21 protein-coding genes and 1 tRNA gene are annotated in these 20,808 nt (G+C 65.4%); 14 read left to right on the top strand and 8 right to left on the bottom strand.

Annotation, left to right across the window (positions count from 1 at the left end):
• Positions 1-14 precede the first annotated feature (14 nt).
• Both BKA07_RS12375 and metX read left to right on the top strand, forming a co-directional pair.
• Positions 15-1,337, top strand: coding sequence for an O-acetylhomoserine aminocarboxypropyltransferase/cysteine synthase family protein (locus BKA07_RS12375; protein ID WP_167951153.1), 1,323 nt, complete (start codon positions 15-17; stop codon positions 1,335-1,337).
• Positions 1,270-2,373, top strand: coding sequence for a homoserine O-acetyltransferase MetX (metX, locus tag BKA07_RS12370; RefSeq protein ID WP_425339335.1), 1,104 nt, complete (start codon positions 1,270-1,272; stop codon positions 2,371-2,373). The genes BKA07_RS12375 and metX overlap by 68 nt, the downstream gene beginning before the upstream one ends.
• Before the next feature lie 147 nt (positions 2,374-2,520).
• On the opposite strand, the gene BKA07_RS12365 is transcribed toward metX, so the two are convergent.
• Entirely contained in the window at positions 2,521-4,587 is a 2,067-nt protein-coding gene (locus BKA07_RS12365) for an acyl-CoA dehydrogenase family protein (protein ID WP_167951151.1), read from the bottom strand.
• Positions 4,584-5,171, bottom strand: a complete 588-nt coding sequence (locus BKA07_RS12360) for a TetR/AcrR family transcriptional regulator (RefSeq protein ID WP_167951150.1) — start codon at positions 5,169-5,171, stop codon at positions 4,584-4,586. The genes BKA07_RS12365 and BKA07_RS12360 overlap by 4 nt, the downstream gene beginning before the upstream one ends.
• Positions 5,172-5,229: 58 nt before the next feature.
• Here BKA07_RS12360 and BKA07_RS12355 point away from each other — a divergent pair, with 58 nt between their 5' ends.
• From BKA07_RS12355 to BKA07_RS12335, 5 genes are all read left to right on the top strand, one after another.
• The gene (locus BKA07_RS12355; RefSeq protein WP_167951149.1) at positions 5,230-6,519 is read left to right on the top strand and encodes an acetyl-CoA C-acetyltransferase; all 1,290 of its coding nucleotides are present in this window, start codon (positions 5,230-5,232) and stop codon (positions 6,517-6,519) included.
• Positions 6,516-7,868, top strand: coding sequence for a 3-oxoacyl-ACP reductase (locus BKA07_RS12350; RefSeq protein ID WP_167951148.1), 1,353 nt, complete (start codon positions 6,516-6,518; stop codon positions 7,866-7,868). Before BKA07_RS12355 ends, BKA07_RS12350 begins: the two co-directional genes overlap by 4 nt.
• Positions 7,865-8,722, top strand: a complete 858-nt coding sequence (locus tag BKA07_RS12345; protein ID WP_245161939.1) for a MaoC/PaaZ C-terminal domain-containing protein — start codon at positions 7,865-7,867, stop codon at positions 8,720-8,722. The genes BKA07_RS12350 and BKA07_RS12345 overlap by 4 nt, the downstream gene beginning before the upstream one ends.
• 116 nt (positions 8,723-8,838) lie before the next feature.
• Positions 8,839-8,926: transfer RNA gene (locus BKA07_RS12340), tRNA-Leu, on the top strand.
• A gap of 162 nt (positions 8,927-9,088) precedes the next feature.
• Positions 9,089-10,396: a M20/M25/M40 family metallo-hydrolase gene (locus BKA07_RS12335; protein WP_167951147.1), complete on the top strand. Its 1,308-nt coding sequence runs from the start codon at positions 9,089-9,091 to the stop codon at positions 10,394-10,396.
• Here the strand turns inward: BKA07_RS12335 and BKA07_RS12330 are convergent.
• Both BKA07_RS12330 and BKA07_RS12325 read right to left on the bottom strand, forming a co-directional pair.
• Positions 10,350-11,327, bottom strand: a complete 978-nt coding sequence (locus BKA07_RS12330) for a DMT family transporter (RefSeq protein ID WP_167951146.1) — start codon at positions 11,325-11,327, stop codon at positions 10,350-10,352. The two genes, BKA07_RS12335 and BKA07_RS12330, sit on opposite strands and share 47 nt — an antisense overlap.
• 11 nt (positions 11,328-11,338) lie before the next feature.
• The gene (locus tag BKA07_RS12325; RefSeq protein WP_167951145.1) at positions 11,339-11,521 is read right to left on the bottom strand and encodes a DUF5703 family protein; all 183 of its coding nucleotides are present in this window, start codon (positions 11,519-11,521) and stop codon (positions 11,339-11,341) included.
• Positions 11,522-11,579: 58 nt separating this feature from the next.
• Between BKA07_RS12325 and BKA07_RS12320 the strand changes: the two genes are divergently transcribed.
• Positions 11,580-12,284 carry a histidine phosphatase family protein gene (locus tag BKA07_RS12320; RefSeq protein ID WP_167951144.1) on the top strand — a complete coding sequence of 235 codons (705 nt, stop codon included), beginning with the start codon at positions 11,580-11,582 and terminating at the stop codon, positions 12,282-12,284.
• A gap of 30 nt (positions 12,285-12,314) precedes the next feature.
• Here BKA07_RS12320 and BKA07_RS12315 read toward each other — a convergent pair whose 3' ends face one another.
• Positions 12,315-13,148 (bottom strand): undecaprenyl-diphosphate phosphatase, encoded by an 834-nt coding sequence (locus BKA07_RS12315; RefSeq protein ID WP_167951143.1) that lies wholly within the window; start codon positions 13,146-13,148, stop codon positions 12,315-12,317.
• 69 nt (positions 13,149-13,217) lie between these two features.
• Between BKA07_RS12315 and BKA07_RS12310 the strand changes: the two genes are divergently transcribed.
• A complete protein-coding gene (locus BKA07_RS12310; RefSeq protein WP_167951142.1) occupies positions 13,218-14,117 on the top strand; it encodes an aldo/keto reductase in 900 nt (299 codons plus the stop codon).
• 4 nt (positions 14,118-14,121) lie between these two features.
• Here BKA07_RS12310 and BKA07_RS12305 read toward each other — a convergent pair whose 3' ends face one another.
• A complete protein-coding gene (locus BKA07_RS12305) occupies positions 14,122-14,403 on the bottom strand; it encodes a hypothetical protein (RefSeq protein ID WP_167951141.1) in 282 nt (93 codons plus the stop codon).
• Positions 14,404-14,460: 57 nt separating this feature from the next.
• Between BKA07_RS12305 and BKA07_RS12300 the strand changes: the two genes are divergently transcribed.
• From BKA07_RS12300 to mshC, 3 genes are all read left to right on the top strand, one after another.
• Positions 14,461-15,024, top strand: a complete 564-nt coding sequence (locus BKA07_RS12300) for a DUF3090 domain-containing protein (protein WP_167951140.1) — start codon at positions 14,461-14,463, stop codon at positions 15,022-15,024.
• Positions 15,025-15,029: 5 nt separating this feature from the next.
• Positions 15,030-15,842, top strand: a complete 813-nt coding sequence (locus BKA07_RS12295) for an SCO1664 family protein (RefSeq protein WP_167951139.1) — start codon at positions 15,030-15,032, stop codon at positions 15,840-15,842.
• An 83-nt stretch (positions 15,843-15,925) separates the two neighbouring features.
• Positions 15,926-17,185 carry a cysteine--1-D-myo-inosityl 2-amino-2-deoxy-alpha-D-glucopyranoside ligase gene (mshC, locus tag BKA07_RS12290; protein ID WP_167951138.1) on the top strand — a complete coding sequence of 420 codons (1,260 nt, stop codon included), beginning with the start codon at positions 15,926-15,928 and terminating at the stop codon, positions 17,183-17,185.
• 18 nt (positions 17,186-17,203) lie between these two features.
• Here the strand turns inward: mshC and BKA07_RS12285 are convergent, their stop codons facing one another.
• Positions 17,204-18,034 (bottom strand): proteasome assembly chaperone family protein, encoded by an 831-nt coding sequence (locus BKA07_RS12285; protein WP_167951137.1) that lies wholly within the window; start codon positions 18,032-18,034, stop codon positions 17,204-17,206.
• Between the two features lie 22 nt (positions 18,035-18,056).
• On the opposite strand from BKA07_RS12285, the gene BKA07_RS12280 reads away from it, so the two are divergent.
• Positions 18,057-18,716: an HAD family hydrolase gene (locus tag BKA07_RS12280; RefSeq protein ID WP_245161938.1), complete on the top strand. Its 660-nt coding sequence runs from the start codon at positions 18,057-18,059 to the stop codon at positions 18,714-18,716.
• Here the strand turns inward: BKA07_RS12280 and BKA07_RS12275 are convergent.
• A complete protein-coding gene (locus tag BKA07_RS12275) occupies positions 18,694-19,503 on the bottom strand; it encodes a RecB family exonuclease (RefSeq protein WP_167951135.1) in 810 nt (269 codons plus the stop codon). The genes BKA07_RS12280 and BKA07_RS12275 overlap by 23 nt on opposite strands.
• Positions 19,504-19,609: 106 nt before the next feature.
• On the opposite strand from BKA07_RS12275, the gene BKA07_RS12270 reads away from it, so the two are divergent.
• The gene (locus tag BKA07_RS12270; protein ID WP_167951134.1) at positions 19,610-20,770 is read left to right on the top strand and encodes a site-2 protease family protein; all 1,161 of its coding nucleotides are present in this window, start codon (positions 19,610-19,612) and stop codon (positions 20,768-20,770) included.
• The last annotated feature ends 38 nt before the right edge of the window (positions 20,771-20,808 follow it).

Below are 20,808 nucleotides of genomic sequence, written 5' to 3'. Positions count from 1 at the left end.
CCGAAGGAGACACCATGACTCAGTCATTCGACACCCGCCAGATCCATGCCGGCCAGACACCGGACCCGACCACCGGGTCCCGTGCGCTGCCCATCCACCAGACCACCTCGTTCGTCTTCGACAGCAATGAGACGGCGGCGAACCGCTTCGCCCTCAGCGAGCTCGGCCCCATCTACACCCGCATCACCAACCCGACCACCGAGGTCGTCGAGAACCGCATCGCCGACCTCGAAGGCGGCGTCCACGCCGTGCTCACAGCCTCGGGACAGTCGGCGGCTCTGCTGGCGATCACGAACATCGCCGAGGCGGGAGACCACATCGTGGCCAGCTCCAGCCTCTACGGCGGAACCTACAATCTGCTGCATGTGACCCTGCGCAAGCTCGGCATCGAGACCACGTTCGTCGACGTCGACGACCACGACGCGTGGAAGGCCGCGGTCAAGGACAACACGAAGCTCTTCTTCGCCGAGGTCGTCTCCAACCCCCGCTCCGATGTCCTCGACATCGCCGCCGTCGCCGACATCGCCCACCAGGCCGGTGTTCCGCTGTTCACCGACAACACGCTGGCCACCCCCTACCTGGTCCGCCCCATCGAGCACGGCGCCGACGTCGTCCTCCACTCGGCCACGAAGTACCTCGGCGGACACGGCACCTCGATCGCCGGCGTCCTCGTCGACAGCGGAAACTTCGACTACGCCACGCAGCCGGAGAAGTTCCCCGGCTTCAACACCCCGGATGAGTCCTACAACGGTCTGGTCTACGCCCGTGACCTCGGCGCCGATTCGCCGTTCGGCGCGAACGTGTCTTTCGGGCTCAAGGCCCGCGTGCAGGGTCTGCGCGACCTCGGACCGGCCGCCAGCCCGTTCAACGCCTTCCTCATCGCTCAGGGGCTCGAGACCCTGAGCCTGCGCATCGACCGTCACGTCGACAACGCGAACAAGGTCGCCTCCTACCTCGAGAACCACGAGCAGGTCTCCCGGGTCGCCTTCGCCGGACTCGAGTCCAGCCCCTGGCACGATCAGGCGAAGAAGTACCTGCCGAGCGGCGTCGGATCGGTCCTCGCCTTCGACATCGCCGGTGGCTACGACGCCGCCGTGGCATTCGTCGATGCGCTCGACCTGCACTCACACGTGGCCAACATCGGCGATGTCCGCTCCCTGGTCATCCATCCGGCGTCAACGACTCACTCCCAGCTGGGAGAAGAGGCGCAGGTCGCCGCGGGTGTCAACCCGGCCCTCGTGCGCCTGTCCGTGGGACTCGAAGGCATCGATGACATCATCGCCGACATCGACAAGGGCTTCGCCGCCGCTGCGGCAAAGACGTCGGCCGCCGCCTGACATGCCCACACAGAGCACTTCCGTCGAGCGAATTCTGGGCTTCGTGACAGAATCCGGACACACGTTCGGAACTGTCGAGGTCGCCTACGAAACCTTCGGCACACTCAATGCGGACCACAGCAACGCGGTCCTGATCGAACACGCCCTGACCGGCGACACCCACGTCACCGAATGGTGGGCAGGAGTCGTCGGACCGGGTGAGGCGATCGACACGAACGAGTTCTTCGTGGTGTGCGCGAATTCGCTCGGCGGGTGCTCGGGGACCACCGGCCCCCAATCGCTGTATGACGACGGGCTGCCCTACGGGTCCAGGTTTCCCGCGGTCACCATCCGCGACATGGTCCGTCTGGAACACCATCTCACTCAGATCCTCGGAATCGAGTCCTGGCACGCGGTGATCGGCGGGTCGATGGGTGGGGCCAGAGCCCTCGAATTCGGTCTCCTCGACAGACACAAGGTGAAGAAGTGCGCGGTCATCGCCGCACCGGCCTTCTGCGAAGCCGACCAGATCGCCTGGGCGATGATGCAGGAACGTGCGATCGAGCTCGACAGCGACTACTACTCCGGTGACTACACGGCCGTCGGCCGATTCCCCAGCCAGGGCCTGGGCCTGGCACGTCAGATCGCCCACCTGACCTACCGCAACGACGCCGAGCTCAACCAGCGGTTCTCGCGCCGGCTGCGATCGCCCGATTACTACGAGGTCACTTCGTACCTCGACCACCAGGCGAAGAAGCTCACCGCCCGCTTCGACCCGCACAGCTACGTCGTGCTCACCCGCGCCCTGCGCGACCACGATGTCCGCGTCGGCCGTTCGCACGACCTGACCACTGCTCTGGCCGAAGGCTGCACCGACAACCTCGTGGTCTCCGTGTCCTCCGATCGTCTGTTCCCGCCCACGCAGGTCGAACTGCTCGCGCAGAATCTGCCCGGTGCCGTGACTCATGACGTCATCGAGTCGGATGTCGGCCACGACGGCTTCCTCACCGAGACCGCGGCGATCTCCGCGGCGCTGGAAAGCTTCCTCCACGCCTGAGCTCCGACGGTACGCCTGAGCTCCGACGGCATCTGCCCCTGACAGCGGGGCCCTGACAGAAGGCACCTGACAGAGGGCACCTGACAGAGAGAGGGTCGCACGACTGATTCGTCGTGCGACCCTCTCTCGTCTCTTCATCCGGTTCGACTACTTTCCGGACTTCGCCTTGTGACCGTCCTTCTCGGCGGCCTTGCGGGCGGCCTTCGCGGCCTTGCGCAGCTGCTTCTCCGGCACCGGATAGTCCTCCTGCGCACGGGAGTGACGGTAGTGGTCGGCGGCTTCGGTCTGACGTTCTGCCTCGACTCCCGTGGCGATCGTGGCACGGCGGTGGTCGTCGCCGTACCCGAAGGCCTCCACCAGGTCCAAGGAGTTGGCCGCAAGCTTCGCGCACAGGCGATTCAGCGTCTCGTTGAGCTGACGTGCCCGCAGCATCGGCAGGCGACCGTACATGAGGTGCCAGCCCACGTGCTTCTCGATGAGACTGAGTCCGTAGGTGTCGCGCAGGCGCCGGAACAGTTTGTTCTGATCGGGATCCGCCTGCTCCCTCATCGCCTCGTCGAGGGCCTTCCACTTCTCCAGCTCGACGTATGCACGTGCCATCTCGATGAACTCGTGCTGATTGGTGTTGAACACGTCCGCGGCGTCCGCGGCCGACATCTTCGCCGCCGGACGCAGCGCCTGAGCGAGGTTGGAGAGCATGACTTCGAGTCTGGTTTCGAGCAGCGAGCGCTGCAGGCGACCCGAGCGGATCCTCTTCTCGCTGAGATTGAGGGTGAACACGTCGGAGATCGCGAGCCCCGCGTTGGCCAGGCCTGTGCGGTAGAGCGTGTGCTCGGCCGCCTGGGTGCCGATGTAGCGGGCGGCACCGCCGACGTCGATATTGGCCAGTTCCTTGGCATAGTCGCCGAGGAGACGCTTGCCCGCCAGCTGCAGGAGGACCGTGTTGTCGCCCTCGAACGTGGCATAGATGTCGAGGTCGGCGCGCAGTCCCACGAGGCGGTTCTCGGCCATGTAGCCGGCCCCGCCGCAGGCTTCCCGGGATTCCTGGATGACGTCGAGGGCCATCCACGTCGTATCGGCCTTGAATGCCGCGGCCCGCGTTTCGAGCAGGGCACGATTCTCCTCGCTCTCGTCGGCGCCGGAGAACACCTCCTCGAATGAGGTGAGCAGCTTCTCGTGGGCGAAGGCCGAGGCGTAGACCGAAGCGATGGCCGGCATCAGTCGCCGCTGATGCTGCTGATAGTCCAACAGAGTGGTCTCATGGATGTCGTCGGCGCCGGTGAACTGTTTGCGTTCGAGTCCGTAGCGCACGGCGATGTCGAGGGACAGCTTCGAGGCGACGATGGCGGCACCGTCGAGGGAGACCCGTCCCTGGACGAGGGTTCCGAGCATGGTGAAGAAGCGTCGTCCGGGGGAGTCGATGGAGGAGGAGTACTCGCCGGCCGCGTTCACGGCGCCGTAGCGGTCGAGCAGGTTGAACCGCGGAACGCGGACCTGCTCGAAGTCGATCCGCCCGTTGTCGACTCCCTTGAGGCCGCCCTTGTGCCCGTCGTCCTCGATGCCGATGCCCGGCAGGGGCGTCCCGTCCGCGTCGCGGATCGGCACGACGAACGCGTGCACACCGTGGTTGACCCCGCCGGTGATCAGCTGGGCGAAGACCACGGCGGCATGAGCGTCGCGTGCGGCATTGCCGATGTATTCCTTAGTGGCGGCGCGGAACGGGGTGTCGATGACGAATTCCTCGTCCTCGGGCACATAGGTCGCGGTCGTGCCGACGGCGGCGACATCGGATCCGTGGCCGATCTCCGTCATCGCAAACGATCCCAGCAGCTCACCCTTCTGGGCCGCCAGCAGCCAGGCATCGTGCTGCTCGGCATTGCCCAGGTGCAGGATCGCCCCACCGAAGAGTCCGAACTGGACTCCGGCCTTGACTTGGAGGCTGGGGGAGGCGGTGACGGTCTCCTCGAAGCTGGCGACATTGGTCGCATGTTCATTGCGTCCGCCGAGCGCCGCCGGCAGCGCCACCAACGGCAGCCCGGTATCGGCCATGAGCTGGACTCCGGTCAGCGTCTTCGCCCGAGCGGTCTCGAGGTCGTCGGCCGGATCCTCGTGTGTGATCTCGTCGAGTGCCAGCGTCCGCCCGCGGCGTCGGGCCTCGGCCCAACGACCGTCGACGACGGCGTTGATCGCCTGGGGGTCAAGGGAAAGCTTCATTCGTCTACTCCTAGTTTTGCGGGCAGCGAGGCCCAGAGCCATTGGCTGATTGCGCTGGCGAACTCCTCTGGGCGACCGGGATCGGCCAGCCAGTATTCGGTCGCGGCACGCACGAACCCGATCGCCCCGGCCGCCCACAGTCGGCCCTGTGCGCCCTCAAGGGCAAGGCGATCGGCGAGCAGGCCGGCGATCGAGTTGAAGAAACCGCCGGCCTCTGTGGGAGCGAACCGGTTGACCGCGGTGTCGCAGAAACGGTAGATGTTCGGCGATTCGGCGGCGAGCGCGACGAAGGCGTGGATCATCTCCGTCAGGGCGTCCTCCGCCGAGGTGGCTGTGGCGTCATCGAGTGACTTGGAGATGACGTCCATCGCCCATTCGCCCATCGCCGCCTGGAGTCCGGCACGGTCCGTGAAGTACCGGTAGAGCACGGACTTCGTCGTACCAGAATGCTCGGAGATCTGATCCATGGACAGTTCGTCCCCATGCTCGTCGACGACATGTCGGACGGCTCGCAGCAGCTCCTGGCGCCTGAGGTCCCGATGCTTCTGCCACCGAGTGGACCGACCATCTGTGAGCGATTTCATGTGACAGACAGTATCAGGTACTGTCGGTAACAGTTAAATCCATATACCGGAGGTGCAAATGTCCACTCCCACTCAGCGTGCCGTCATCCTCGGCGGCAACCGCATTCCGTTCGCGCGTTCGAACAAGCAGTACGCCAAGGCCAGCAATCTCGATATGCTCACCAGCGCCCTCGACGGGCTCGTGGCTCGCTTCGGCCTCGCCGGAGAGAGCATCGGGGAGGTTGCCGGCGGCGCCGTCCTCAAACATTCGAAGGACTTCAACCTCACACGCGAAGCGGTGCTCGGCTCCGCCCTGGCACCGACGACTCCGGCCTTCGACGTCGGCCAGGCCTGCGCCACCGGCCTCGAAACCGTCGTCAGCCTCAACAACAAGATCAATGCCGGTCAGCTCGAATCGGGCATCGCCTCGGGCGTGGACTCCGCCTCGGACGCACCGATCGTGATCAACGACTCGATGAGGGAGATCCTGCTGGAGCTCACCCGGGCGAAGACCCTGGCCCAGAGGGCGAAGATCGCCGCCCAGATCCGCCCCGCCTACCTGGCTCCGCAGGCCCCCTCCACGGGTGAACCGCGCACCGGGCTGAGCATGGGCGAGCACCAGGCGATCACGACGGCCGACTGGCAGATCAGCCGACAGGCCCAGGACGAACTGGCGATTGCCTCTCACCACAACCTCGCCCGCGCCTGGGACGAAGGCTTCTTCGACGACCTGTCGACCCCCTACCTCGGTGTCAGTCGCGACACCAACATGCGCCCGGACTCCTCGGCCGAATCACTGGCGAAGCTCTCGCCCGTGTTCGGCCGGAACCTGAGCACACCGGCGACGATGACCGCCGGAAACTCGACCCCGCTCACAGACGGTGCCTCATCCGTCCTCCTCGGCAGCGAGGACTGGGCGAACGAGCACGGGTACACTCCCTTGGCCCGCCTCGTCGACGCCGAAGCCGGAGCCGTCGACTTCGTCGACGGCTCAGAGGGGCTGCTCATGGCCCCGGCCTACGCGGTCCCACGCCTCCTGTCCCGCAACGGACTGACCTTCGACGACTTCGATGCATTCGAGATCCACGAGGCCTTCGCCTCGACCGTGCTCAGCCATCTGGCGGCATGGGAATCGGAGGAGTTCTGCCGCGACAAGGCGGGCCTCGACGGAGCCTTGGGCGCCATCGACCGCTCCAAGCTCAACCCGCTCGGTTCGAGCCTCGCCGCCGGACATCCGTTCGCGGCGACCGGTGGACGCATCATCGCCTCCACCGCGAAATACCTCAAGCTCACCGGCAAGAAGAGGTCGCTGGTCTCGATCTGCGCAGCAGGCGGCCAGGGACTCACCGCGATTGTGGAGGCAGCATGAACGACACGTACCTGAGCCTGGTCAACGGCCCCCTCAAGCAGGTCGCGAAGACACTCGGACTGCCGCAGCCCGTCGAACTGCACCGCTTCGACTCGACCCCCGCCGACTATCGCAGGAAGCCCGTCCTCGTCCTCGGCTCCGGGTCCGGCGCGCAGCAGCTCGCCGACCTGCTGCTCGACAACGGTCTCGAGGTTCGGCGCCACGCGAACTCCGGAGAGTCGCTGCGGGCGATCATCGCCGTCCTCGACGACGCCGGCGCACCCGCCGACCTCTCGGCGACCGTGCTCGAGATCGGAACCGCTTTGCGCTCGCTCGCGAAGTGCGGGCGCGTCATCACCGTCTCCGCCGCACCGAAGACCGAGCAGCAGTCCCCGGAACTCGCGGCCGCAACGCAGGGAATCACGGGCCTGACCCGCTCCATGGCACACGAGATGCGCCCCGGAGCGACCGCCAACGGCATCCTCCTCGATGGAGTCGACGTGCAGGCTCCGTCTGTGGCCACGGCACTGTGGTTCCTGCTCTCCGGCAAATCGGCCTACGTCTCGGGACAGTTCATCACCGTCTCGACCCAGGCCGGGACTCCGATCGGGATGCGGGAGTTCCTCTCCACAGGAGATGCCGGCCCATTGGCCGGACGGACCGCCGTCGTCACCGGCGCGGCCCGCGGAATCGGTGCCGCGATCGCCCGCAACCTCGCCCGTGACGGAGCCCAGGTCATCGGCGTCGACATGCCCCAGGCCGGACAGGCCCTGGCCGAGGTGATGAACGAAGTGGGAGGCAAGACCCTCCAGCTCGACATCACCACGGACACCGCCGCCGAGAAGATCGCCGAGGCGGTCGGGGGACAGGTCGACATCCTCATCCACAACGCCGGGATCACCCGGGACAAGATGCTGGCGAACATGGATGCTTCCCGCTGGGACTCCGTGATCGCGGTCAACATCGCCTCCCAGGCCCGGATCAACGCTCACCTGAGCGAGAAGGACCTCTTCGCCGAGGGCGCGCAGGTCGTGTCCCTGGCCTCGACCTCGGGCATCGCCGGCAACCGCGGGCAGACGAACTATGCGACGACGAAGGCCGGAGTCATCGGACTCACGGCCGCCTCGGCGTCGGACTTCGCCACACGCGGAGGCACGATCAATGCCGTGGCTCCCGGGTTCATCGAAACCGATATGACGGCGAAGATGCCGACGCTGACCCGACAGGTCGCGCGTCGGCTCTCCAGCCTCCAGCAGGGAGGGCACCCGGTCGATGTGGCCGAGACCATCGGCTTCCTCGCCTCGGCGGGGGCTCGGGGGATCAACGGCTCGACGCTGCGGGTCTGCGGTCAGAACATGGTGGGTGCATGATGGCGAAGGATTCGATGCTTCCGCTCTATGCCAAGGCCGTGCTCAAGGCTCTGCCGTTGGGAGCCCGGACGAGCCCCGACCTGCCCCGGCGGGCTCTCGACCGGAGCATGCCGATCGAGGCCGATGCCTACGCGGGATTCACCACCGTCATCGGAGCGGGCCTGGGCAACATCGTCCATCCCGGTTATCTGCATGTGCTCGCATTCCCCCTGAGCATGCAGCTGCTCAGCGACCCGGAGGTGCCGCTGCCGATGATGGGCATGGTCCACGTCCACAACCGCATCGACAGTCTCGGCCCGGTGCAGGTCGGTGACAGCGTCGACTTCCACGTGGAGCTGGCCGGGCCCTTCCAGCATCCGTCCGGGACCACGATCGAGGTCATCGTCGCAGCGAAGGTCGAGGGTGAGCTGAAGATGCGCGAGACCACGACCTATCTGGCCAAGGGCAGGAAGCTGCCCAACGCGGAGCCGAAGCCGCAGCCGCCGCGGGAGGAGTTCACGGCTCCCACCCCCACCGCGCTGTGGCGATTGGATCCGATCATCGGCAAGCGCTATGCTCACGCGTCGGGTGACTACAATCCGATCCACCTCAACGGTCTCGCGGCGAAGGGATTCGGTTTCCCGCGGCTCATCGCCCACGGAATGTACGGAGCCTCGCGCGCCCTGTCAGCCGTCGATACGCGGCTCGACTCGTACCGGTGGGACGTGTCGTTCGCGAAGCCCGTGCTGCTGCCCTCGACCGTCGGCTTCGCCATCACCGAAGGGCACCGACACGAGGCTGCGAAATTCGCCGTCTTCGACCTCAGATCGGGCAAACCGCATATCCTCTCCGAGGTCTCTGAGCTGGGCGAATGAGCTTCGCAGGGTCGACTGAGACCGCCTCGGCGGATGCGGCGAAGTGCCGTGCATCACAATCGGCGAATCCGATTTTGCGCGGCCGAAACTCGCGTGTAAAGTTATCTCTGTTGCCAGCGCGAGTGGCGGAATTGGTAGACGCGCTAGCTTGAGGTGCTAGTGCCCAACTTATCGGGCGTGGGGGTTCAAGTCCCCCTTCGCGCACAACAGAGGAAATGGCCTCCGGATCTGATCCGGAGGCCATTTCGCATACCCGCCCTTCCCGGGCACGACACCGCGTGCGTCCGACATCGGCGGGTGGCAGCGCCGCTGTTGCTATAACGTGGATCACGTCAGCATCTTTCCACCGACCCGACGGGAGACACCGTGTACGATTTCAGCGCTGCAGAGGCCGAAGTCACGTCGCTGTGCCAGCAGCTCATTCGCATCGACACTCAGAACTGGGGAGGCAACGAGGTCAACCCCGAGCGACCGGCAGCCGACCTCATCGCGGGTTGGTTCGACGAGGTGGGCCTGAAGTCGACGATCCACGAATCCGCACCGGGTCGGGCATCCCTGGTGGCCCGGATCGAGGGCACCGACTCCGATGCGGATGCTCTCGTCGTCCACGGCCACACCGATGTGGTCCCGGCCGCCGCCGAGGATTGGAGCGTCGACCCCTTCGCCGGTGTCATCAAGGACGAGCTGCTCTGGGGCCGTGGCGCCGTGGACATGAAGGACATGGACGCGATGATCATCGCCGCCGCCAGGGACATGCTGGCCCAGGGGCTGCGACCCCGCCGCGACCTGATCATCGCCTTCTTCGCCGATGAGGAGGCCGGAGGCAACTACGGCGCCCGCTACATGGTCCGCAACCATCCGGAGCTCTTCGCCGGCGCCACCGAGGCGATCTCCGAGGTGGGCGGATACTCCGTGGACGTGCGCGGCCAGCGGGTCTACCTCGTCCAGACCGCGGAGAAGGGCCTCGCGTGGCTCAACCTCATCGCCCACGGTACGGCGGGGCACGGCTCGCAGCGCAATGACGACAATCCCGTCACCAGGCTCGCAGCGGCCATCACCCGCATCGGTGAGCATGCCTGGCCCCAGGAGATCCCGGTCGCGACCAGACAGCTGCTCGAAGGCGTAGCGGAGATCACGGGCATCGAGTTCCGGGCCGAGACCATCGGGGCGCTGCTGGCCGAACTCGGCTCGGTCGAGAAGTTCGTCGCGCCGACCCTGCAGAACACTTCGAACCCGTCGTTCCTGAACGCCGGCTACAAGCACAACGTCATTCCGGGCACGGCCACCGCCTACGTCGACTGCCGGACGCTTCCGGGCCAACACGAGGATGTGATGCTCAAGATCAAGGAGCTGGCAGGGGAGGGCATCGACATCGAGGCCAACGACGAGGGCAACGCGCTCGAAGCGCCCTTCGACACCCCGCTGGTCGCGCAGATGCGCAACAGCCTGCTCGACGACGATCCCGCGGCGAAGGTCCTGCCGTACACGCTCTCCGGCGGCACCGACAACAAGTCCATGGCCGAATTGGGCATCATCGGCTACGGGTTCGCCCCGCTGCAGCTGACCGGGGACCTGGACTTCCCGGCGATGTTCCACGGCGTGGACGAACGGGTGCCGATCTCCGCACTCAAGTTCGGCGCGCGGGTCCTGGGTGATTTCCTGATGAGGGCATGATCGTGATCGCGATTCCGGCGAGCACCAGGGCGGCGCTGACGACCGTCGTGGTGCTCACCAGGGATCCGGGAATCGGGAGGAGGAGATCGAGCAGCAGCGCGCCGAGCAGATTCCCGAACAGAGAGAACAGGCTCAGCAGGAGCACCCCGAGCCTCGCCACGGTCAGTGCCGTCAGCCCGATGAAGACGACCCCGAACGCCCCGCCGAGGAGCATCCACCACCGAGTCGGCTCCGTCGGGAAGCCGGTCCACACGACCCCGGTGGCCATGATGATTCCGGCAGCGGCCAGCAGGGCGAGGAATCCGATGCTGAAGTTCACTGTCGTGGCCACGACGACCGATCCGGTGGCGGACTTGATCCGACCGTTGAACGCCTGCTGGACCGAGGTCAGCGCCCCCGAGACGAAGGGCAGCAGCGGTGCCCAGAGCGGGACTCCGAGGGTCAGTCTCTCCGAAGCTCCGTAGACGAGGGCGGCGATGACGACGAGGACACCGAAGACTCGGAGGAACGTCAGGCGCTGCCTGCCACCGGGCGGCAGGCGAGTGGAGTCGACGACGAGTCCGCCGGTGACCTGACCGGAGACGAAGGCCATGGTGAACATGGCCACACCCATGATCGGCACCGTCGAGGCCTGGGCGATGACGACCAAACCGCCGCTGAGACCCCCAAGAAGCATCCACCACGGCATCGCCTCGTTGCGCACCAGCCCGATCAGCGTCCGGGCACCGGCGCGAGAGCGGGAGGAGCAGAGCAGCGCCGATCCCACGATGACGAGACCGACGAGGAAGGAGACGAGCGCGGCGAAGACGGCGTGGCCGAGCACCGGACCGAGCAGACCGTTCGCGCGGCCCTGCAGAGACATCGCAGAGCCGGCTGCGATCGTGACGAGACCGGCGAGGAGGACGGGGACGAGCGCGGAGGGTGACTTCACTGACGCCGGTGTCAGCTGCTCAACGTCAAGGGCATGATCTTCCGGCGCAGCCAGACCGTTCTCATCCCGCTCTCGGAGATTCGCGTCCGGGCCAGCTCCCACTTGCCGTACTCCGCCTCGTCATTGAGTTCCTGGAGGCTGACGGACCGCGGTGTCTCCTTGGTGAATGAGACCTTGCGAAACTCGTAGGTCATGGCCGGACGCTGACGTTTCATAGGCCCACTGTAGACGATCTGGGCTAGGGTTGATGTCATGCCCGTCATCGTTCTCCTCCGGCACGGCGTCTCCACTGCGAATACGGCAGGGACACTCGCCGGACGTGCACCCGGCGTGTCATTGACCGAGCAGGGAGTCGGTGCGCTCGAAGACACCCTGCGGATGCTGCCGCAGCGCCACTTCTCGCACCTGCTGCACTCGCCGCTCCTGCGCTGTGAACAGACAGCACGGATTGCCGCGTCAACGATCGACGCAGATTCTGTCGAGGCCGTCGATGACCTCATCGAACTCGACTACGGCGAATGGACCGGACGGAGTCTGAAGGACCTCGGCTCAGAAGAGCTGTGGAAGACCGTCGTCGAAGAGGCGTCGAAAGCGCGTTTTCCCGGCGGAGAGTCCATCGCCGAGGCGGCAGAGCGTGCCGTGTCACGTGTGAGAACCGTCGTCGACGGCCTCCGCGCAGACGAACACAGCGACGAGGAGCAGCGAGCCCGGAGCGAGGACGACAGGGAGGGCAGTGTCACCCGATGGGCGATGCTCGTCTCCCACGGGGACATCATCAAGGCCATCATCGCCGACGCCCTGGGCATGCCGCTCGACGACTTCCAGCGCATCAGCGTCGCTCCCGGCTCATTCACCGTCATCGACTTCTCCGGACCGCGTCCGATCCTGACCGCGATGTCCGTGACCGCTGCCGGGCTCTCCGAGGGGAGCGCACCCGGCGGTGGCGGTCTGAAGTGACGCGCGGCCGCTGAAGCGAGGCGGCGCCGATCAGGTCGCGGCGAGGACTCCCGTGCCCAACAGGACGTAGAGCGTGATGCCCAGTGCCACGCGATACCAGACGAAGATCGCGAACGACCTGGTCTTGACGTACCCGAGGAACCAATGGATGACGAGGAGCCCGAGTCCGAAGGCGATGATGGTCGCCAGGATCGTCGGCCCCCAGCCGATGACCATATCGGCGCTGCCGAGCGACTGGAAGACGCTGTAGAAGCCGGAGCCCAGGACTGCCGGAATGGCGAGCAGGAACGAGTAGCGGGCGGCGGCAGGCCGGTCGAAGCCCATGAACCGCCCGGCCATGATCGTGCCGCCGGACCGCGACACGCCGGGGATCAGAGCCAGCGCCTGCGCGAAGCCGTAGGCGATGCCCTGCCCCCAGGTCATGTCTTCGAGACTGCGCTCCCTCTTGCCCACCCAGTCGGCGAGTCCGATGATGAGACCGAAGACGATGAGCATGGTCGCGGTGATCCACAGGCTGCGCAGCGCGCCTTCGATGGCGTCCTGGAACAGCAGACCGAGGATGACGATCGGAATCGAGCCGACGATGATCAGCCAGCCGAGTCTGACCTCGGGGTCTCTTCGGTCGTGCCTGCCGACCAGTGCCTTGCACCATTTGGAGATGATGGAGACGATGTCGCGCCAGAAGTACACGACGACTGCCGCCTCGGTTCCGATCTGGATGATGGCGGTGAAGAAGGCGCCGGGGTCTTGGCCCGGCAGCATGAATTCACCGACGATGCGCACATGCGCCGACGACGAGATCGGCAGGAATTCCGTCAGTGCCTGAACGATGCCGAGCACTGCTGCGACCAGCCAGTCGTACATGCGTCTCCTTGAGAAAGTGGGGTGGGAACGAAACCACGGTAGTCGCCGAATCAGGTAACCTCAACAACCATGAAGCAACAACGCCTCGGCAGCACCGGTCTTGAAGTCAGCGATGTGGGTCTCGGCACATTTGAGTGGGGGCATCGGGTCGATGCCCCGGTCGCACAGCGACTCGTCGATGACTTCGTCTCTGCTGGTGGGAACCTCGTAGAGCTTCCCAGCTCGGGGACCCATGCGGCCGGAGTGGTGTCCCAGCTGAGACTTCCAGAACAGATCGTGCTGATTGCCCGCGTCGGTGTGTCCATGAGTGAGCCATCCCACATCGACGTGGGCCTGGGACGGGCTCGCATCCTCACCCAGGTCGACGCGCTGCTGGCCGCCACCGGACGCACCCACATCGACGTGCTCGTCCTCGACGTCTTCGACGCGGAGGTGGATCGGGCGGAGACCGCCTCGGCGATCGAGACCCTGCTGACTCTGGGCAAGGTCCGCTACGTCGGCGTGTCTCACCATGCCGGATGGCAGCTGGCGGAGATGCGTGGGGCCGGTGTGCCGATCTCCTGCGCCATCGCCGAGTACTCCCTCCTCAACCGGGAAGCAGAACAGGACCTGCTTCCGGCCGCGGACTACGCAGGGGTGGGTCTCATCGCCGGCGCCGGACTGGGCAGGGGAGTCCTCAGCGACAAATACCGAGGCGGAACCCCACAGGACTCACGCTTCGCCGGCGAACTCTCCGATTACGTCGGCGCCTACCTCGATGAACGCTCGGCCCGAGTGCTGGCGGGAGTCCGCAAGGCCGCTGCGGCGCTGGGTGTGACCACGACCGACATCGCCCTGGCGTTCAACCGGCACCGGGGCGTGGCCGCGTCACTGGTCTCCGCCCGCACGCCCGAGCAGCTGGCGCAGGTAATCGGCAGCGATGTCGAACTCGAACCCGAGATCGCCGAGGTGCTCGACCAGATCTCCTGAGGGCTCAGTCGTTCCCGTCCTCGTCATCGATTGTGAAGTCGTCGTCGAGGTCGTTGTCGTCATCGTCCTCCTTGGCGTCTTCGACATCGTCGAAGAGCTCGAACGGAGTGACCTCATCATAGGCGGTGTAGATCGCGTCTTCGTAGATTTCGAAGGCGTCGGCCAAGGCCATGTAGGCGGCCTCGACACGAGGGTCTTGGTCTCCATTGCGGTGCGCGGAGGCAGCGAAGTGCTCTCCCACTGCTTCGAGGAATGCGTCCAGGGCCTCACGAGGATCAGTGCTCATGACTCAAATGTATCCCAGGGACGTCGGACATGTAAGTCTTTGAACTAGGCTGAAGGCATGGCAGCTTTGTACGACCACCCCACACCTGAACGATTCGTCGTCGGCACGATCGGTCTGCCCGGCGAGCGAACGTTCCTCCTGCAGGCGAAATCAGGGTCCGCGCTGACCACCGTGGTGGTGGAGAAGGAGCAGGTGGAGATCCTCGCGGATCGGGTCACCGAGCTCCTCGACATGGTCATGGTCAAGGACCCGGCTGCACGAGTGCCTCAGACGGCGATCGACGAACGCATCGACAACGCGAGCCTCAACGTTCCCATCGAACCCGAATTCCGAGTCGGCACCATGAGCCTCGGGTGGGACACGGTCGCCCACGAGCTCGTGGTCGAATGCTTCGAACTCACAGAAGAGGACGCGCAGTCGGGGACCTCGGCGGACCCCGACGACGATGCCGTCGAACGAGATGTGCTGCGCATCGTCCTCGATGCCGCCGGCTCCCGCGAATTCGCCCGCCGCGCCGACCAGGTGGTGTCCGCCGGTCGCGGCGACTGTCCTTTCTGCTCGCTGCCGCTCGAGCCCGAAGGGCATCTGTGCCCCCGCGCAAACGGCATTGCGCGCACCTGAGAGTCATGCACGCAGCATTTGTCCAAGAGGCACTGGAACAGGGCACCTGCACGGTGATGGGATCGATCCCACGGGCCAGCAACGACACCCGTCTCGTCGTCGTCGAACACGAAGGCGTCCATCTCAAAGCCGTGTACAAACCCGCATCAGGTGAACGACCGCTCGTCGACTTCCCTCCGCAGACTCTGTCACTGCGGGAGACGGCGGCGTACCGACTCAGCGCCCACCTCGACCTCAACGTGATCCCGCCGACCGTACTGCGCGGAGACCTGGGAGCGGGGCCGGGCTCCCTCCAGGCCTACGTCGAAGACTCCGGAGACACCGAGTCCGTGGCTTTGACAGCAGTCGAGGCCATTCCCTCCGACCACATCCCGATGTTCGCCCTGAGAACCGAAGACGGCACCGACCTGGTCCTGTCCCACGACACCGGTGACGGGCTCCGGGCGATCTCCTTCTTCGATCTTCTGTCGAACAATGCGGACAGGAAGGCCGGCCACATCATCACCGGCAGCTGCCTGCCCGGCGGCGGACCCGGCAGCATCGCCACCTACGGCATCGACAACGGGCTGTCCTTCCACTCTGACGAGAAGGTGCGCACCGTACTGTGGGGTTTCTCTCAGGCATCGTTCGGCTACGAGGAGATCGACGCCCTCGACGAGGTGTCCCGGATGTCCGAAGACCTGCGCTCGACGTTGGAGGAGTGTCTCAGCGATGACGAGATCGACAGTCTGCGACACCGGGCCGAACACCTCGGCGAGGCCGGAGCCTTCCCCGAACCACCCGAAGATCGGACCGTCATCCCTTGGCCGCCGATCTGAGCCCAGAAAGGAAGCCGACCTGCGATGAGCACGACACGATGCAGGAGGTGCCCTTCTGCGGTGACTCGGATAGGCTGGTCTGCGTGAAGTCATGGTCCGAACCTCAGCTACCCCGCCTCACCAGCTCCGGAAAGGTGCCGACAGTCTTCGACACCAGCACTCGGAGCCCACGCAGACTCAAAGGGCGTGACCAGGCGGCAGGTCTCTATGTATGTGGAATCACCCCGTACGACGCCACCCATCTCGGCCACGCGGCAACCTACGTTGCCTTCGACCTGCTCAACCGGGTCTGGCGCGACGCTGGACTCGACGTCGTCTACGTGCAGAACACGACCGACATCGATGACCCTCTCCTCGAACGAGCCGATGCCACGGGAGTGGATTGGCACGAACTCGCCGAATCGCAGATCGAACTCTTCCGCGAGGACATGGCCGCGCTGCGCGTGCTGCCTCCTCGCGACTTCATCGGCGTCGTCGAATCGGTGGAACAGATCGTCGAGGCCGTCGAGGACCTCGTGGAGACGCGCGCCGCATACACCCTCGACAACGGCGACGTGTACTACAGGGTTTCGACCCCGATCCATCCGCCATTCGGCAGCGTCAGCCACGACGACCGGTCCACGATGGCCAAGCTCTCCGCCGAACGCGGAGGCGACCCGGAGACTCCGGGCAAGGACAATGAGATCGATCCCCTGCTGTGGAAGGCCGCTCGCGAGGGCGAACCGTCCTGGGACGGGGGCAAGCTCGGCCCCGGACGTCCTGGCTGGCACATCGAATGCACTGTCATCGCGAACAACTACGGCGGGCTGCCCGTCGACGTCCAGGGCGGCGGCAGCGACCTCGTGTTCCCACACCATGAGATGAGCGCGGCGCACGCGGCGGCGTGGAAGCAGACACCGCTGGCCCGGACCTACATGCACACTGGCATGGTCGGCTATCAGGGCGAGAAGATGAGCAAATCGAAGGGCAACCTCGTCCTCGTCTCGAAGCTGCGCGAACAGGGTGTCGACCCGATGATCATCCGCACAGTGCTGCTGTCCAACCACTACCGCAGCGACTGGATCTTCACCGACGATCTGCTCGAATCCGCCTCGGCGCGACTGCAGGCGTGGAAGCACGCGGCGATGTGCGAAGCCGAATGCCGGGAGGGACTGCGGGACCACATCATCGGTCTGCTCCGTGAATCTCTGGCCGATGACCTCGACAGCCCCCGTGCGCTGGGCATCCTCGACGAATGGGCCGAGCACTATGCCGACTCGCCCGCGGCCGAGACCGCTCCGGTCTGCGGCGATCGGGTCGCAGACGCCGTCGATGCCCTGCTCGGCATCGATCTGCACGCCTGACCCGGCCGCTTTCCGAGACTATCTGTCGCGACCGCGCTTGCGCAGATAGCGTTCGAACTCGGCGGCGATCGCGTCACCACTGGCCTCGGGCAGCTCCGTGGAGTCATTGAGCTGCTCGAGGCCCTTGAGCAGCTCCACGAGGTGGGGGTTGAGGGCAACGAGTTCATCGGCGCCGAGCTCCCAGGCCCGACTCTCCTCCTCGAGGATGGGGATGTCGATCTCGAGTCCCGTGATCCGCTCCACCGCAGACGCCAGCGCCAGTTCAGCCTTGGGCGACGGGGAATCGGTGAGATAGTCGGGCACGCCCACCCACAGGTTGACCGCATGCAGGCCTCTCCTGTCGCATTCGACGCCGAGGAGGCCGAGAATGCCGATCGGCCCTTCGTAGCCGTTGACCTCGATGCCCAGCTTCGCCGCGAGACGTGCATCCTCAGTGTTGGTCACGACGGGCAGTGGTCGCGTGTGGGGAACCTCGGCGTGCAGGCCGCCGAGCAGGACCACCGAATCTTCGGCCGTGACGTCGGAGAGGACCAGCGACAGGAACTCCCGCCATTTCAGGCCGGGCTCGTGCCCATGGACGACGGTGACCGGCGTGCCCAGATGGTGTCCGCGATGGACTTCGATTCCCGGCCAGGCAATCGAGGCTCGATTCGCTTCGTCGCGCACGATCTCAGGTTCTGAGAATCTGAACTCGTAGAACCCGTCGGTGTCCAAGATCTCACTGTCGTTGAGGCGCCATGCCTCGATGATGTCCTTGACCAGCGAACTTGCGGCCTCAGAGGCATCCGCGTCCTGTCCCTCGAAGGCGATGAACACGAGTGCCCCGGACCCTGATGGAAGAAATGTCATGCTTCAAGATTACGCTGGAATCATGACGAATCCTGCCGCAGTCCTCTGGGACATGGACGGAACTCTGGTCGATACGGAACCGTATTGGATCAGGGCCGAGACCGAACTGATGAACGCACACGGAATCGAGTGGAGCGAAGAGCAGGGCCTTGAGTTCGTGGGCAACGATCTGCTGACCTCGGCGGCGATGATGCAGGACGCCGGGCTCGACCTTCCAGCTGGGGTCATCGTCGAGACTCTCCTCAACGAGGTCGTCACACAGATCACGGAAAGCGTGCCGTTTCGGCCCGGTGCACTTGAGTTCCTCGAAGCGATCGTGACCGCGGACATTCCGTGTGTCATGGTCACGATGTCCTATCGACGACTCGCCGAGGCGGTGATCGCGGCGTGCCCGACCGGCAGCTTCGCCGGGCTCGTCTCCGGCGATGAGGTCAGTGTCGGCAAACCCGACCCTGCCCCCTATCTCGAAGGTGCGGCACTGCTTGGCCTCGAACCCGGAGCCTGTGTGGCGCTCGAGGATTCGAAGCCCGGTCTCGCCAGCGCGGAGGCGGCAGGCACGATCGCGATCGGCATCCCGCACCTGGTTCAGCTCGAGGCCCGGCCCGGCCGAATCCTGTGGTCGAGTCTCGAGGGGCGGACCGTGGACGATCTGAGAGAGCTCACGTCCCGACTATCCGTGTGATCTCCGGCGTCGGTGGGGGAGTGTTGCCCCATGCCGGGCACAGCGGTTTGAACGTGCACCAGTTGCACAGGGGAGACTTCTTCGGACGCCAACGATCCGTTTCGGCAGAGGCGATGATGTCCTTCCAGATCGACTCGATCTCGAACTCGGTGCGTTCGATGTCGCTCATCGTGGGGTGGGACTTCAGGATGGACTGCGAACCCAGGTACATGAGCTGGAGGGTGTGCACGAGCTCACCGGTGAGGCGGTATTCGACGAGGGCGTAGAAGCCCATCTGAAAGTTCGCCTCGCGGCCGTACTGGGGTTTGGGCTGCTTTCCGGTCTTGTAGTCGACCAGGCGCTTCTCTCCGCCCGGTGCCACGTCGACGCGATCGATGAATCCACGCAGTTCGAGACCGTTGTCGAGGTGGGTGCGAACGTACTTCTCCGTCTCGTCCGGTTCGAGATGCTCGGGGAACTCGAGTGTGAAGTACGACTGCAGCAGCCTGCTCGCACTTGTGAAGAATGTCTCCTTCTCTCCTTCGTCGTTGAAGATCTCGAGCACGTTCGGGTCCTTCTCCACCAGTTCGTCCCAGCTGGGGCGCAGCAAGGACTCGGCGACGTCCTGCGTCCGCTGGGCCGCTGGACGCTCGAAGAGCTTTTCGAGGACGGAGTGGACGACGGTGCCTCTGAACCCGGCCTGCGAGGGCGGCTCCGGCAACTTGTCGATGCTGCGGAAACGAAATTTCAAGGGACATTGTACGAAGTCATTGGCCCGGGAGGGCGAAAGACTGATCAGCTCGGCCATACGACCCACTCTAACGACTTGCTCTGACACGACGCGTCAGAGCACGTCGGAGGCCTTGTCGCTGTTAGGCTGAGTGGACCCGACCCCAAGCAGAGGAACTCCTTCGATGGCCGCGAAAAATCACCAGACAGGTGCCTCTTCGGGCTTGCGCCTGGGGACTGTTCTCGGCGCCCCGGTGATCCTGGCCTGGTCGTGGTTCCTGGCCGCCATCGTCATCACGATCCTGTTCGCCCCATGGCTGAACACCGTCCGTCCCGACCTCGGCGTCTGGGCCTGGTTCGTGGCCTTCGCATACGCGGTCCTGCTCTTCGCCTCCGTCTTCCTCCATGAGCTGGCGCACGGCGTGGCGGGCCAGTTCTACGGGCTCAAGGTCGCCGCGATCGAATTGAATCTCTGGGGCGGATTCACACGGTTCGAACCGCAGGTCGAGAATCCACGCGACAAGGCAGCGTTCACGAGCTTCGTCATCTCCATCGTCGGCCCGATCGTCAACATCGTGCTGGCGCTGCTGGGCTGGTGGTGCTTGAGCGCGGTCACGCCGACCTCGGTGCCGTGGCTGCTGCTCATCGCCGTGACCTTCGCCAACGTCGCCCTCGGCGCCATCAACCTGCTGCCCGGAATCCCGCTCGACGGCGGCTGGGCGCTGCAGGCGCTGATGTGGCGCCTGACCGGTTCGCAGTACCTGGGCACGATCGTGGCGAGCTGGGTCGGTCGGGTCATCGCCGTCGGATTCATCGGCTGGTCGGTCATCACACCGCTCCTGGCGGGAGAACGTCCGGATCCGCTGCAGGTGGCTTGGATGTCACTCATCGCCATCATGCTCTGGTTCTCCGCGGGTGACGCCGCAACGCATGCAAAGCGGGCCCGGAAGATGGAGACCTACGAGCTCTCACAGGTCATCCAGCCGGCTATCGCCGCCACCTGGGACGCCGATCTCGCCGACACGCTCGACTACGCGAACACGCTGGGCAACGCGAAGGAACGCACCCTCATCGTCGTCCTCGACCAGAAGGGCCTGCCCTACGGACTCGTCGACCGGCACGCCGCGGCGGGACGCCTGGCCGAGTCATTGGAGCCGATTCCCGCCGGAGAAGTCGCCCGACAGCTGGCCGGCTGGATCGGCGTGCCCAAGGACATCACCGCACCCCATCTGCTCGAGTCGCTGACCCACCGCCCCAAGGCGCAGTTCAGCCTGGTCATGGACGGAAACACCCTCGTCGGCGTCATCGACCTGCAGGAATTCTTCGACGAGCTTCTCGCAGCCTGAGCCGGGTGTGCCCAGACACTTCTCACCAGCGTAGAGTG

The sequence above is a fragment of the Brevibacterium marinum genome, from assembly GCF_011927955.1.
Taxonomy (GTDB): domain Bacteria; phylum Actinomycetota; class Actinomycetes; order Actinomycetales; family Brevibacteriaceae; genus Brevibacterium; species Brevibacterium marinum.
Note: the sequence above shows the minus strand (reverse complement) of the source record. Positions and strands in the feature narration are given on the sequence as shown.

Excerpts from the sequence above, each read along its gene's own strand:
- BKA07_RS12325 (WP_167951145.1), bottom strand. The coding sequence starts at position 11,521 with ATGACCTACGAGTTTCGCAAGGTCTCATTCACCAAGGAGACACCGCGG.
- BKA07_RS12285 (WP_167951137.1), bottom strand. The coding sequence starts at position 18,034 with ATGACATTTCTTCCATCAGGGTCCGGGGCACTCGTGTTCATCGCCTTC.
- BKA07_RS12320 (WP_167951144.1), top strand. The coding sequence starts at position 11,580 with ATGCCCGTCATCGTTCTCCTCCGGCACGGCGTCTCCACTGCGAATACG.
- BKA07_RS12270 (WP_167951134.1), top strand. The coding sequence starts at position 19,610 with ATGGCCGCGAAAAATCACCAGACAGGTGCCTCTTCGGGCTTGCGCCTG.
- BKA07_RS12345 (WP_245161939.1), top strand. The coding sequence starts at position 7,865 with ATGATGGCGAAGGATTCGATGCTTCCGCTCTATGCCAAGGCCGTGCTC.
- BKA07_RS12375 (WP_167951153.1), top strand. The coding sequence starts at position 15 with ATGACTCAGTCATTCGACACCCGCCAGATCCATGCCGGCCAGACACCG.
- BKA07_RS12360 (WP_167951150.1), bottom strand. The coding sequence starts at position 5,171 with ATGAAATCGCTCACAGATGGTCGGTCCACTCGGTGGCAGAAGCATCGG.
- BKA07_RS12300 (WP_167951140.1), top strand. The coding sequence starts at position 14,461 with ATGGCAGCTTTGTACGACCACCCCACACCTGAACGATTCGTCGTCGGC.
- BKA07_RS12310 (WP_167951142.1), top strand. The coding sequence starts at position 13,218 with ATGAAGCAACAACGCCTCGGCAGCACCGGTCTTGAAGTCAGCGATGTG.
- BKA07_RS12315 (WP_167951143.1), bottom strand. The coding sequence starts at position 13,148 with ATGTACGACTGGCTGGTCGCAGCAGTGCTCGGCATCGTTCAGGCACTG.
- BKA07_RS12365 (WP_167951151.1), bottom strand. The coding sequence starts at position 4,587 with ATGAAGCTTTCCCTTGACCCCCAGGCGATCAACGCCGTCGTCGACGGT.
- BKA07_RS12350 (WP_167951148.1), top strand. The coding sequence starts at position 6,516 with ATGAACGACACGTACCTGAGCCTGGTCAACGGCCCCCTCAAGCAGGTC.
- BKA07_RS12305 (WP_167951141.1), bottom strand. The coding sequence starts at position 14,403 with ATGAGCACTGATCCTCGTGAGGCCCTGGACGCATTCCTCGAAGCAGTG.
- BKA07_RS12280 (WP_245161938.1), top strand. The coding sequence starts at position 18,057 with ATGACGAATCCTGCCGCAGTCCTCTGGGACATGGACGGAACTCTGGTC.
- BKA07_RS12275 (WP_167951135.1), bottom strand. The coding sequence starts at position 19,503 with ATGGCCGAGCTGATCAGTCTTTCGCCCTCCCGGGCCAATGACTTCGTA.
- metX (WP_425339335.1), top strand. The coding sequence starts at position 1,270 with ATGACATCATCGCCGACATCGACAAGGGCTTCGCCGCCGCTGCGGCAA.
- BKA07_RS12295 (WP_167951139.1), top strand. The coding sequence starts at position 15,030 with ATGCACGCAGCATTTGTCCAAGAGGCACTGGAACAGGGCACCTGCACG.
- BKA07_RS12355 (WP_167951149.1), top strand. The coding sequence starts at position 5,230 with ATGTCCACTCCCACTCAGCGTGCCGTCATCCTCGGCGGCAACCGCATT.